Origin of the sequence: Mycolicibacterium agri (assembly GCF_002553505.1) — a bacterium.
Classification (GTDB): Bacteria; Actinomycetota; Actinomycetes; order Mycobacteriales; family Mycobacteriaceae; genus Mycobacterium; species Mycobacterium agri.
The window spans coordinates 1-12,508 of sequence record NZ_PDCP01000125.1; the positions used below are offsets into that span (position 1 = coordinate 1).

General features: G+C 66.4%; 12 protein-coding genes. 4 read left to right on the forward strand and 8 right to left on the reverse strand.

Annotation, left to right across the window (positions count from 1 at the left end):
- Nucleotides 1–73: 73 nt before the first annotated feature.
- Genes CQY20_RS31520 through CQY20_RS31535 form a run of 4 tightly spaced genes read right to left on the reverse strand, consistent with a single transcriptional unit; the run spans nucleotide 74 to nucleotide 4,768 of the window.
- Entirely contained in the window at nucleotides 74–1,456 is a 1,383-nt protein-coding gene (locus CQY20_RS31520; protein WP_097944923.1) for an MFS transporter, read from the reverse strand.
- Between the two features lie 2 nt (nucleotides 1,457–1,458).
- On the reverse strand, nucleotides 1,459–2,448 hold the full coding sequence (locus tag CQY20_RS31525; RefSeq protein ID WP_097944925.1) for a 2-hydroxyacid dehydrogenase: 990 nt from the start codon (nucleotides 2,446–2,448) through the stop codon (nucleotides 1,459–1,461).
- Nucleotides 2,445–3,572, reverse strand: coding sequence for a maleylacetate reductase (locus tag CQY20_RS31530; RefSeq protein WP_163701180.1), 1,128 nt, complete (start codon nucleotides 3,570–3,572; stop codon nucleotides 2,445–2,447). The genes CQY20_RS31525 and CQY20_RS31530 overlap by 4 nt, the downstream gene beginning before the upstream one ends.
- Nucleotides 3,569–4,768, reverse strand: coding sequence for an enolase C-terminal domain-like protein (locus CQY20_RS31535; protein ID WP_207767351.1), 1,200 nt, complete (start codon nucleotides 4,766–4,768; stop codon nucleotides 3,569–3,571). Before CQY20_RS31535 ends, CQY20_RS31530 begins: the two co-directional genes overlap by 4 nt.
- 131 nt (nucleotides 4,769–4,899) lie before the next feature.
- On the opposite strand from CQY20_RS31535, the gene CQY20_RS31540 reads away from it, so the two are divergent.
- Nucleotides 4,900–5,790: a LysR family transcriptional regulator gene (locus CQY20_RS31540; protein WP_097944929.1), complete on the forward strand. Its 891-nt coding sequence runs from the start codon at nucleotides 4,900–4,902 to the stop codon at nucleotides 5,788–5,790.
- Nucleotides 5,791–5,815: 25 nt separating this feature from the next.
- Here CQY20_RS31540 and CQY20_RS31545 read toward each other — a convergent pair whose 3' ends face one another.
- From CQY20_RS31545 to CQY20_RS31560, 4 genes are all read right to left on the reverse strand, one after another.
- Nucleotides 5,816–6,847, reverse strand: coding sequence for an acetamidase/formamidase family protein (locus CQY20_RS31545; RefSeq protein WP_234816502.1), 1,032 nt, complete (start codon nucleotides 6,845–6,847; stop codon nucleotides 5,816–5,818).
- A gap of 6 nt (nucleotides 6,848–6,853) precedes the next feature.
- Nucleotides 6,854–8,269 carry an APC family permease gene (locus CQY20_RS31550; protein WP_234816503.1) on the reverse strand — a complete coding sequence of 472 codons (1,416 nt, stop codon included), beginning with the start codon at nucleotides 8,267–8,269 and terminating at the stop codon, nucleotides 6,854–6,856.
- Between the two features lie 232 nt (nucleotides 8,270–8,501).
- Nucleotides 8,502–8,753 (reverse strand): hypothetical protein, encoded by a 252-nt coding sequence (locus tag CQY20_RS34650; protein WP_097944933.1) that lies wholly within the window; start codon nucleotides 8,751–8,753, stop codon nucleotides 8,502–8,504.
- 226 nt (nucleotides 8,754–8,979) lie between these two features.
- Nucleotides 8,980–9,483 carry an SRPBCC family protein gene (locus tag CQY20_RS31560; protein WP_234816504.1) on the reverse strand — a complete coding sequence of 168 codons (504 nt, stop codon included), beginning with the start codon at nucleotides 9,481–9,483 and terminating at the stop codon, nucleotides 8,980–8,982.
- A 157-nt stretch (nucleotides 9,484–9,640) separates the two neighbouring features.
- Between CQY20_RS31560 and CQY20_RS31565 the strand changes: the two genes are divergently transcribed.
- Genes CQY20_RS31565 through CQY20_RS31575 form a run of 3 tightly spaced genes read left to right on the forward strand, consistent with a single transcriptional unit; the run spans nucleotide 9,641 to nucleotide 12,435 of the window.
- Entirely contained in the window at nucleotides 9,641–10,567 is a 927-nt protein-coding gene (locus CQY20_RS31565) for an alpha/beta hydrolase (RefSeq protein ID WP_097944937.1), read from the forward strand.
- Nucleotides 10,564–11,424, forward strand: a complete 861-nt coding sequence (locus CQY20_RS31570) for an SDR family NAD(P)-dependent oxidoreductase (RefSeq protein ID WP_097944939.1) — start codon at nucleotides 10,564–10,566, stop codon at nucleotides 11,422–11,424. The genes CQY20_RS31565 and CQY20_RS31570 overlap by 4 nt, the downstream gene beginning before the upstream one ends.
- A 6-nt stretch (nucleotides 11,425–11,430) precedes the next feature.
- Nucleotides 11,431–12,435 (forward strand): synaptic vesicle VAT-1 family membrane protein, encoded by a 1,005-nt coding sequence (locus CQY20_RS31575; RefSeq protein WP_097944941.1) that lies wholly within the window; start codon nucleotides 11,431–11,433, stop codon nucleotides 12,433–12,435.
- The last annotated feature ends 73 nt before the right edge of the window (nucleotides 12,436–12,508 follow it).

A 12,508-nucleotide genomic window follows, 5' to 3' on the forward strand; every position in this document is an offset into this window, starting at 1 on the left:
GGTCTGACTGAACACACGCGCCACAGAGCGCTTTGAGGCACCCCGCCCCCAAAGCCACTAATTCAGCAGGCTCCTAGAACGTCCCGATCGGCCTGCTGTCCGGCGCGGCGGTGGGTGCTGACGTGCGAGGCGTGGTGGGCTTCGCGTCGGGGTCGACGATCGGGGCGAGGTCGATGCCGCGGGTTTCAGGCAGCGCTACGACGGCGACCAGGCCCGCCACGGCGACAATGATCATGGCCACCGCCAGCAGCGTCGGCGAGCCGCCGCCCAGGCTGACCAACCCGACGGAGATCACCGGTGCCGGCCCGGCCAGCACAGCGCCTGGGATCTCGCGGCCCAACGCGAACCCGCTGAAGCGGAACTCTGCAGGGAACAACTCGGAGTAGTAGGCGGCCTGCGATCCGAACATGGCCAGACAGCCGCCGAGGGCGAGCGCGAACGCCAGCAGTATCAACGCGGTACTGCGGGTGTCGAGCAACCAGAAGAACGGAAATGCCACCAGTGCGCAGAACGCACTGACGGCGATGTACACCGGCCTACGTCCCGACCGGTCCGACAGCGTGCCGAGCAGCGGGATGACAACGGCACCGACCGCGCAGCCGACGAGCACAGCGATCAGCGCCACGCTCTTGGCGACGCCCTTGCCCGCGATGTAGCTCAGTGAATAGGTCTGCACGACATAGATATTGAAGGCAAGCACGCCGTTGGCGACCATCACCAACAGCAGTCGCCTCGGCATCGCCTTGATCAGCGCCAACGCCGGCACGCGGGTGCGGGCGCGGGCCTCCTTGAGTTCGGTGAACACCGGTGACTCCGGGACCCGCAACCGGATCAACAGCCCGATGGCGACGACCACGATGCTGAACAGGAACGGGACGCGCCAACCCCAGCTCATCAACTGCTCTTCGGGCAGCGCCGCCACTGCGGCACTGACCGTTGCGGCCAGGCCGATCCCGATGAACACGCCCGAGGCCGGCAGCGACGCGAAGAAGCCGCGGCGCTTGACGGGCGCGAACTCGGCGACCATGGTGACCGCGCCGACGTACTCTGCGCCCACCCCCAGCCCCTGGAGCAGCCGGCAGATCACCAACAGGACGGGCGCCAGCACCCCGATGCTGGCGTAGGTGGGCAGCAGACCGATGACGACGGTGGCGACACCCATCAGCAGCAGAGTGCACACCAGCGAGAACCGTCGTCCGTAGCGGTCGCCTATGTGGCCGAATATCATTGCGCCGACCGGCCGAGCGAAGTAACCGACACCGAAGGTGGCGAAAGCCGCCACCACGCCCGCGGTTTTCGAGAAACTGGGGAAGAACAAGGTGCCGAAAACGAGCGCCGCCGCCTGACCGTACACCGCGATGTCGTACCACTCGATGATGCTGCCGATGACGGTCCCGGGGATCAACCGGCGCCGGGATTCGACCCAGATCTGGTCGGGTGTGGTAGCAGCGGTCATGATTAGCTCCTCCTTGAGCTGTCGCCGCCGGCAGGGCGGACGAGGTTGCGAAGTGGTTCTCCTGCGGCCAAACGGTTGATGTTGTCCGCGATCACCGCGTAGCGGCGGCGGGGCAGGTCGGTCGTCCACGCGCTGGAATGCGGAGTGCACCAAGCGTTCGACAGCTCCCACAGCGGTGCCTCAGCGGGAATGACCGCGCTGTCCCCGGCATCTGGGTAGTGATACCAGACATCGAGGATCGCTCCGCCGATCTCGTTGTCCTGCAAGGCTTTGAACAGAGCCACTTGATCGACGATCGAAGCCCGGGAGATGTTGACAAGCACCGCGTGGGCAGGCATCCGGGCAAGTGCGGCGGCGTCGATGAGACCAGTGGTGGCCGGCGTGAGGGGCGCCGCCAGCACCAGGTAGTCGGCGCGCCGTTGCAGTTCGGCGAGCTGGTCGGTGGGCATCACAGACGCCGCGGCGTCGCTGCACGCGGAGTCGTCGACAGCGACCACTTCGACACCGAACGCAGTGGCGCGCGCTGCGATGGCCCGACCGATGCGGCCGTAACCGATCAGCACCATGGTCTTTCCGTACATCTCGCCGTGCGGCACCCGTCGGCGGTACAGCGACGGCCACGCCTGCGGGTTGAACGATTCTTGCAGCCGGCCGGCGCGGATCTCCCACTCGAGCAGACGAGCCATCACGAACTCGGCGATCGGTATCTCGTGTTCGAACACGTTGGCAACCAGGGTGTCTGGGGCCAGCGCAGCGAAGTCGATCTGGTCGAGCCCGGCACCGGGGACGTGCAACAGGCGGACAGCGGGCGCGGTGCCCCCGGGTCTGCGCAGGCGCAGCGAGACGATGACGTCGTCGGCAGTGATGTCGCCGTCAAAGGCGGTCGTATTCGCCGCCGTCCACGGCAACCCGATGATGTTGTATGGCTTGGCCAGGTGTGGTCTTAGGTCCTCGACGTGCTCGGCGGCCTCACCGACCAGGTAGATGTTCACCGCTTAGCACCTGGGCGCCGGCCGTCGGTAGCCGCCTGCAAGACCGCCCGCACGGCGGAATCGGTTACCGGGGCGGGGTTTCCGGCTCGGTTCGCGTCGTGAATGTCGGGATCGGTCGGCGCTGCGTCGGCAGTGGTCGCGATGTGTACGGCACGGTCGAGGTCTTCTGCGGGGAAACCGACATCGGCCAGGCGGACCGGCAGCCCGGCGCCGCCGGCCAGATCCCACAGGTAGCCGGCCAGGTCGGTGGTGCCGACGGCGTCGGCGATGCGCCCGAGCGGTTGCGGCGCGTACTGCTGCAGATATGCGGTGACGTAGGGCAGCACGACGGCGTGCGCGGTGCCGTGCTCGACCCCGTAACTACCTCCGAGCATGTGAGCGACAGCGTGTTGGAGGGCGAACCCACCGGTCAGTGCGGCACCGGAAAGATAGGCGCCGTAGAGCATTTCGTTACGCAGTCCGATGTCGCGAGGGCTGGCCAGCAGTTCGGGCAAGTTGTTGGCGACAATCCGCGCGCCCTCGACTGCGGCCATCGCCAGCAGGGGGCTCAGGCTCGGCAGGTAGATGGCGTCGATGCAGTGCGCCAGGGCATTCATGGCGCTGGAGGCGCTGGTCGATGGCGGCAGTTCGACCGAGAGCTCGGCGTCGTAGATGACCGTGCGCGGGCACATCGCCAGGCTTTCGTGCATGCGCTTGACGCCTTCGGATGTCATGCCGCAGAACCCGGTCATCTCCGAACCGCTGTAGGTGGTGGGTATCGCGATGATCGGTAAGCCTGATTCGTAGGCGATTCCCTTACACAGGCCGGTGGCGGCGCCGCCGCCGATGGCCACAAGACAGTCCGCGCCGCGACCGGCGGCCTTCTGGACACCGCGTCTGACCAGTTCGACCGGCACCTGGCTGATGGCTTCGGGTAGCAGGCCGACGCAGCGATCGCTGATCGCTGCGGCGAATCGGTCACCCATCGAGGCCCGGCCCGGGGTTGTGACGATCATCGCGCGACGCGCCCCGAGACGCTCGACTTCGTCGCCGAGGCCGGCCGACCGGCCGGGCCCGAACACGATTCGTGGGGGAGTGGCGTTATGCACGCCGCCGGGATGGGCGAAGCTGCGCAGAGTGCTCACCAGTCCACCACCGTTCCGTCAGCCAGCACGGCCGAGCTGCTGTGCGGAACCTCGGGCGCAAAGGGGTGCTTGGCGGCCTCGCGTTCATCGACCTCGACGCCCAGCCCAGGTTCGGTGGGGATCTGCCAGTGGCTGCCGACTCGGCGCATCGGTGTCCGAACCACGTCGGCATACCAGCTCACCGCGCCACTCATCTCCTCTTGGATCACGAAATTAGGGGTGCTCACGGCGAAGTGAAGAGCCGCCGCGCCCGCGATGGGGCCGTTGGGGTTATGCGGCGCCACCCCGACCATTTCGGCGTCGGCCAAGGCGGCGATGCGCTTGCCTTCGAGCAGTCCGCCGGTGTGGTTGAGATCGGGCTGAGCGACGTGAATTGCCTTGGCCGCCAACACCGGTAGGAACTCCCGCAGCCCCACCAGACGCTCACCGGCGGCGATCGGCACTGATGAGCGCTGGGTGACCTGCCGCAGCGCCTCGGTGTCTCCGGGTTGCACCGGCTCCTCGCAGAACAACGGCTGATATGGGGCGAGTACGTCGAGGTACTGGATGGCCGCAGCGATGGAGGCCGGGCGGCCGTGGAAGTCGACCATGATGTCGACATCCGGGCCCACCGTGTCGCGCAGCGTCGACATGAGTTTGTCGACATGGCGGCGTTGCGCGGCGACCGTCAGGTGACCGCCGTAGGGGATGAACACCACTTTCAGTGCGTCGTAGCCCTGCGCCACGACGCTCGCGGCCTTGTCCCGTACCAGTCCGGTGTCGTTGGTGTCGTACACCGAACTCATGTCGCCGAGGCCGAGGTGAGTGTAGACATGCACCGAGTCACGGACCCGACCCCCGAGCAGGCGCCAGACCGGCTGCCCGACGGATTTGCCGAAGATGTCCCACAGTGCGTGTTCGATGCCGCTGATAGCGGTCGCGCCGATGATTCCCAAGCGGTAATAGCTGTGTTTGGTCAGTACCCGGACGATCTGTTCGATGTCGCGGGGATCGCGCCCGACGACCAGCGGGCTCAGGTCTTCGATCGCGCTGATCACCGCGCGGGTTTTCCAGTTCAGGCTGGCCTCACCCCAACCGTAGAGACCGTCCTGGTCGGTGCGCACTTTGACCAGGATCCAATTCCTCAGTTCGGCGTTGACGACCGTTGTCTCGACGCCGGTGATTCGGATCGGCGACTCGCCCGAAGCTTCGGGCAAAAAGGGAGATTGCGGCAACGACTGCTCCTGATCTGTTGTGGCGAAGGCCACGCTAGGACGATCCAGTGATTGCGTCCAACTCTTTTTGCTGATGAATTGATTTCGAATGCTTCTTACTGTTGGGTGGTTGCATGGACCGCACTGGCCTGGAGTGCTTCGTCGCACTGGCCGAGGAATTGCACTTCGGCCGGGCTGCCGAGCGGTGCCACATCAGCCAGCCGGCAATGAGTCAGCAGATTCGGCGCCTCGAACAGGAACTGGACGTGCGTCTCGCGCACCGCACCAAACGTGTGGTGTCGCTGACCCGCGCCGGGGCTGTCTACCTGGTGGAGGCCCGCAAGATGCTGCGCCAGATGGATGATGCCGCCGCCATGGCGCTGCGCACCGACCGTGGCGAGGTGGGACAGTTGCGGCTGGGTATCACCGCACCTGCACTGTTCGTCATCTACCCCGAGATCGCGGCCATCTTCCGCCGCCGACTACCCAACGTCGGGCTGGTGGTGCGCGAGATGACCACGGCCGAACAGGAACACGCCTTGCGGCGCGGCGATCTGGACGTCGGACTGGTGCATCCGCCGCTGGATGACCCGGGCCTGGCCACCGAGGAGATCGGTTGCGCGCCGTTCCACATCGCGCTGCCGGTGAACCATCCGCTGACCCGTCATGAGTCAGTGCAACTCAGCGACCTGGCGCGCGAGCAAGTCGTGATCTTTCCGCGTGAGATCGCTCCGCAGCTGTACGACATGATCCTGCTGCTGTGTCGCGAGGCGGGGTTCAGCCTCAAAATTGCCATGGAGGCACATCCGGCGCAGTCGATCATCGCTCTGGTCGCCGCAGGCGTCGGAATCGGGTTCATCGCCTCAGAAACCCAGCGGATCGACCGTGCCGGGGTCGCCTACCGTCCGATTCGCGGCCCCAGTCCACAGCTGACCATCGGAGTCGCTTACCACACCGACGAAACCGCGCCCAGCGTCCGAACATTCGTGGCCGTGGCACATGAAGCGGGCCGCGCCATGCGCTGACCGCTTCCGACTCATTTGCGGGCGATCACCAGAGCCGCGCGTAGCTCTTGCGGTAGTCGTCGGCGATGGCGCTGAGCCGGTTGTGCACGCCGCCGTAGGCGGCCGTATCGAGATAGCGCTTCGGGAACTTGGCCACGAATGTGTAGTTGGGATCGCACACGTTGGCCACCGGCGACACCCCGAGCTGGCTCACCAGCTGATAGGCGTCGAAGGTGTCGATACCCAACAGTGAGCTGACCCAGCCGAGCAGATCCTTCTGGCTGATCCGGAACGCGTCCTCCAGCGGCCGGATCGACCCGGTGCTCATCACGAAGTCGTCGTTCTCCAGCCGCGGCCAGCCCAGCGGTTCGGCGCCCTTGACCACGTCGACGGTGATGGCTGTGCGCATCGCCGACTCCAGCCCGGTTCCGGTCACCTCACCCTCGCCCTGGCGGGCATGGCCGTCGCCGAGCGCCAGCAGTGCGCCGGGCACGCTGACCGGCAGGTAGAGCGTCGTGCCCGCCCGCAGTTCGGGGGTGTCCATGTTGCCGCCGTATACCGACGGCACGAACACCAGCCGGCTCTCGCCGAAGGCCGGCGCCACGCCGACGGTGCCGTGCATCGGATCCAGTGGCAGCGTCAACGCGAAGTCCGAACGCACCGCGCGGAACGTCGCGGTCCACTTCTCCACGTCGATGTCGTAGAACCACACCAACTCCGGCAGCGCGTCGTGCAGCAGAGCCGTCTCATGGGTTCCCGACAGGGCGCCGAAGTGGGGGAACAGCGATGACACCGCGTACTTGCGCGCGGGGATGATGTCGATGAAGTGCACGGCAAGGATGTCGCCAGGTTCGGCGCCCTCGACGTGAATGGGTCCGGACACCGGATTCATGTCCTCGAATTTCACGACCTCACTCGGGATGTCGCCGGGGTGCTGCACGCGGCCGCCGAAGCAGTCCTCGGTGCCGACGCGCAAGACGTCACCGGGCTTGATGGACAGTCGCGCCGGATAACCGCCGAAGCGGTGTGCCCATTCGTCCGGTCCTGGCGTGTAGGAGACCAGTTTCACCTCGACCACGATTCCTTACTCGGCTGCCGCAATGGTGGTGTCGATACCGCGCCTGCGCAGGATGACGCCGAGCACCGCACCGATGGCAAGCCATGCCAGGCCGACGATTTGCGCGCTGCTGCGGGCATTGAAGAGGACGAACACCAGCACCACCAGGCCGACGACGGGGAACACCAGGTGCACCAGCCAGCGTCTGCTGTGTTGTTTGCCGATGTAGTACCAGATGACGGCCACGTTGAGGATCGCGAACGCGGTCAGGGCACCGAAGTTCACCAGCGACGAGATGACCGTCAACCCGTTCGGCAGCAGCGTCAGGTAGATGCCGAAAACCAGCGAGACGATTGCGACCAACAGCGTTGCGGCAACGGGGACGTCGTGCTTGGGGTCGATCCGGCGCAGGAACTTGGGCAGTTGGCGGTCGCGGGCCATCGCGAACAGCAGCCGTGACGTCGCGGCCTGGGCGACCATGGCGTCGGCGAATCCCCAGGCGATCGCGGTGGCCACCGCCGTCAGAATGTACAACCAGTGCCCGCCCGCGAAGCCGGCTGCGTCATAGAACGCGACACCTTCTGAATCGCCTTCGGCGATAAGCCTTTCGGGGTTCTCCACCAGCATCGAGGCCACCCACGTCTGTACGACGAAGAGGACGCCCACCAGCACCAGTGCGATCAGCATCGACCGGCCGAGCTGATGGGCGGTGCCCTTGTGCTCCTCGGCCAGCGTGGAGATGGCGTCGAAGCCGAGGAACGACAACGCCGCCACCGACACCGCCGACAGCACCATGGTCAGCGAGAAGTTCCCCGAGTCGAAGAACGCCGAGAAGTTGAAGCCGCGGCCCTTGCCCTGCGCGACGGCGGCCAAGCCGATCACCAGGAAGATGGCGAGCACGATCAGCTCGAGCACGATCATCACCCGGTTGATCCGGGCGGTCAGCGTGATGCCCAGATAGTTGATCACGGTGTTGAGCACCACGAAACCGATCAGCCAAACCCATGCCGGGACCGCGGGAATGGTGGCGTGCATCGCCAGCGAACTGGCCAGGTACAGCAATGCCGGAACGAAGATGTAGTCCAGAAGCATGGCCCAGCCGGACACGAAGCCCACCGGCTTTCCGATGCCGCGGCCCGCATACGAGTAGACGGACCCGGCGATGGGAAAGGCGCGGGCCATCTGCGCATACGAGTTGGCGGTGAACAACATCGCGACCAGCCCGATGCAGTAGGCCAGCGCGACCATGCCGCCGGACAGCGAGAAGACGCTGCCGAAGATCGCGAACGGCGCGATCGGCACCATGAAGATCAGGCCGTAGATGACCAGATCGGCGGTGCTCAGCGAGCGTCGCAGTTCCTGTTGATACCCGAAGCGCTCGATATCGGTGGGGCCGGATTCGCCCTCGGCCCGTTCAGACGTGGGCTGCACACGATCAGTCACTTCGAGACGGTATCGAATTGACGTCCACGGCGAAACCTGGAAGAACCTGTGCGTCTGCTGTGAGTAAATGCCCGTGTGCACGGGTTTTCGCGAAATCAGATTCGATTATCAATGCCACCTGGCGTTTTTCTTCAAGAGACTGGCGTGCAAGTGGAACGCCTCATGGTGATCGGGAGGGGAGACGGGCTACCTCGGCATGACAGTGGGCTCTCGAGCAAGCCCGCGACCCCCGCTAGGCGCCCAACGCCGGTCCGATCACGGTGTTCCACGATTCCTGCACCTCGGACTCGAACAGTCCCCAGGTGTGGGAACCCTCTGGGCGCACGACGAAGGCGACCGGCACACCGGCTGCCGCAGCGGCGTCGGCGAACTTCCTGGTGTTGCTCAACACGATGCTCTCGATGAGCCCGCCGGTGACGTTGCCGAATCCCGGCGGCAGCCGGTCCACTTCGCCCTGCGCGCCGCCGGACGCCGCCGCGTACATCCCCGACGCCTCTGAGCTTTTCGACGTTCTTCGACGGGTCGTGCGCAACCCACAGCGGACCGCCGAGCGGACCCCACATCGCCTCGGCGCTCGCGCCACCGCCCGCCGCCAGTGCATCCACGAGGGGATTGTGTAGAGACCTAAATCACTCGGCAAGCGGGCGCGGGCAATGTGAACGCCACAGGGCGCCGTCGCCCTCGAAATGTCAAAAACCAAGCGCGGCTGGCTAACTGCGCTTGGTCTTGTTGGCCCAGTAGCGCTGGCCGTCACGGGGCATGCGGCCGAAACCGGCCTTTGCCGCCGGGGCGAGCAGCTTGACCGCAAGCGCGGCAGCGCGCTTCGGCTCGATTGCCACCACCCACGTGAACAGGGTGTCGGCGCCGTCGGGTTCGATCAGGTAGTCCTCGGCGAATCGGTTGAACAACGGCAACGACGACTCGTAGCACGCGAAGGAGTGGCGGCTGCCGTCTTCCCAGCGGAAGTAGCGCTCGCGCATCCGCGCACCGCCGAGCGCGACGACTTCGCGCGTGGTGCCCACCCCGAACGGTCGCGGCGACGTCCAGCTGAGCTCTTTGACGGCCGGACCCCACGCGGCGATCGAGGCGTCGGAGGTCAGCTGTTCCCACACTTGAGCCGGCGGCGCGGCGAAGCGCTTCTGATAGGTGAAGACGTGTGGCGCCGATTCGAAGAAGTCGGCGTCGGCGGGTTGTAGCGGATACCAGCGCGTCACGTCGCTCAGCATGCCGCATCGACGCCGACGTCGCGGCGAGACGGCCAACGCATTAGGGCTTGTCGCGGACGGTACGGTCACGTACCGTTGCTGGTACCAGACAGTACCAGCGAGGAGGCGGCATGGGTGACTCGACGACGCCGGCGGGAGACAGGGCATGACGCAAGAGCGGGTGGTCGACGTCGGCGGCGGCGTCGAGCTGTGCTACGAGCAGATCGGCGATCCGAGCAACCCGCCGATCGTGCTCATCGCCGGGCTGGGTCAACAGCTGCACGGCTCGTGGCCGACGCAGTTCGCCACCGCGCTCGCCGACCGTGGCTACTGCGTCACCCGGTTCGACAACCGCGACGTGGGCCGGTCCACGCATATGGATTTCCCGCCGCCCAAACCGCTTTCGATACTCCGCGGCGGCAACCACCCGCGCCAGTACACGCTTGCCGACATGGCGCGCGACACCGTCGTGCTGCTGGACAGGCTCGGTTACCAGGACGTCCATCTGGCAGGCATATCGATGGGCGGCATGATCGCCCAAACGGTTGCCGCGCGGCATCCCGAGCGGGTCAGCACGCTCACCTCGATCATGTCCAACACCGGCGCTGCGCGCATCGGGCGGCCGGCGTTGTCGACGTGGCTGCGGCTGGCCGTCGCGAAGCCGCCGCGCACGCGTGACCAAGCGATCCAGCGTGACCTGGCCATCTTCCGTCACATCGGTTCGCACGGCTTCCCGTTCGACGAGGACCGCGTGCGGGAGCGGGCCGCCATCGCCTGGGACCGCGACCGCAGCAGCGCGGGCACCCCCCGCCAACTCGCCGCTATCTTCCGCTCCGGCGACCGCACAGCCGAACTCGCCCGGATCGACGCCCCAACGCTGGTGATCCACGGCGATCGCGACCGCATGGTGCATCCGACGGGCGGCGCCGCGACAGCACGCGCCATACGCGGAGCGCAACTGGAGACGATCGCGGGCATGGGCCACGACCTGCCTGTCGGGGTATGGGACCGCATTCTTGACCTCATCGCCGGGCACATCACGACCTCGGCGAACCGCAGCGACGAAACAGACGGGATAGGGGAGAGGCGATGAAGAGGTCGACGCGCAGGACCATCAACGGTCGCACCGCTGTCATATCGGGCGCAGCGTCAGGTATCGGCCGCGCACTGGCGCAACGGCTTTCGGCCCACGGCTGTCCGGTGGCCATCACCGACATCAACGAGAGCGGACTCAAGGAGACCGAGGCTGGCCTCTCCGGCCCGACCTTGGCGCGGGTGCTCGACGTGCGTGACGCCGACGCGCAACACGTCTTCGCCGCCGAGGTGGCCGACTGGGCCCCGGCGCCGATCGGCGCGGTGTTCAACAACGCCGGCGTCGCCGTCGCGTCAAGCGTGCTGGACGCCAATCCCGAGGACGACAACTGGTTGTGGGACATCAACTTCCACGGGGTCGTCAACGGGACACGGGCGTTCCTGCCGATTCTCGTCAAACAGAACGACGGCTCGATCGTCAACACGTCGAGCGTGTTCGGATTGGCCGGGATGCCGCACCAGAGCGCCTATTGCGCAGCGAAATTCGCCGTACGCGGCTTCACCGACTCGCTGCGTCAAGAATTGCGCGGCACCGGCGTGACCGCCATCACCGTGCATCCGGGTGGGGTCAACACCAACATCGTGCGCAACGGGCGCTTCCGTGTCACTCCCGACGCGCCGTCTCACGACGAGGTGGTCCGGGAGTTCGCCAAGCTCGCGATGACTCAGCCGGACAAGGCCGCAGAAGTCATCCACCGCGGCGTGGAGAGGGGCAAGGCCCGCATTCTCGTCGGCCCGGACGCCTACGTTTTCGACGTCCTGACCCGGGTGTCGCCGACCTATTATCTGGACCTGCTCAACCTGTTTCAGGTGCCCCTTCGGAAACGGGCGCAGCGCCGCGCACTCGAGACGGTGTGATGCCACATGCGCGCCGTCGTCATCACTCGGCACGGTGACACCTCGGTCCTGCAGGTGCAGGAGCGGCCGGATCCGCCGCCGCCGTCGGCGGGGCAGGTCCGAATCGCGGTCCGTGCCGCCGGAGTCAACTTCGCCGATCATCTGGCCCGCGTCGGGCTGTACCCCGACGCCCCCAAGCCGCCCTGTGTCGTCGGCTACGAGGTATCGGGCACCATCGAGGCCGTCGGCGCCGGCGTCGACGCGGCGCGCATCGGTGAAAGAGTGTTCGGCCGAACACGTTTCGGTGGATACGCGGAGTACGTCAACATCCCGGCGTCCGATGCGATACCCCTGCCCGACTCGCTGAGCTTCGAACAGGGCGCGGCCATTCCGGTCAACTACTCCACCGCATGGGCCGCGCTGCACGGTTACGGGTCACTGCGGACAGGCGAACGGGTGCTGATCCACGCCGCGGCCGGTGGTGTCGGTATCGCCGCCATCCAGTTGGCGAAGGCGGCGGGGGCCGAAATACACGGCACCGCATCGCCGGGCAAGCACGCGCGACTGCGCGAGTTCGGCGTAGACCGCGCCATCGACTATCGCCGCAGCGGCTGGTGGAAAGGGTTGCCGCCCTACGACATCGTGCTGGACGCGATCGGCGGGACGTCGTTGCGACGGTCCTACAACCTGCTGCGGCCCGGCGGCCGGCTCGTGGCCTACGGTTTCTCGGCCATGCAGCAGGGCGACAAGCGGTCACTGCGCACAGCGCTGCCCCAGCTGCTGCCGATGCTTCGCGGCTTCAACCTGGTCAAGCAGCTGTCGGACTCGAAGTCGGTCATCGGCTTGAACATGCTGCGGCTGTGGGACGACCGCGGAACCATCGAGCCGTGGATCGGACCGCTGTCGGACGCACTGGCCGATGGGGTGGCCGTTCCGGTTGTGCACAAGGCGGTGCCGTTCGCCGAAGCCGCCGAGGCACATCGGATCCTGGCCGCCAGGGAGAACATCGGCAAGGTGGTGCTGGTGCCCTAGGAGCCTGCTGAATTAATCCCGCGTGGCGGGCGTGGTTCTGCTGGGGTTTTCGGGATGATTGACGGGTGCAGGG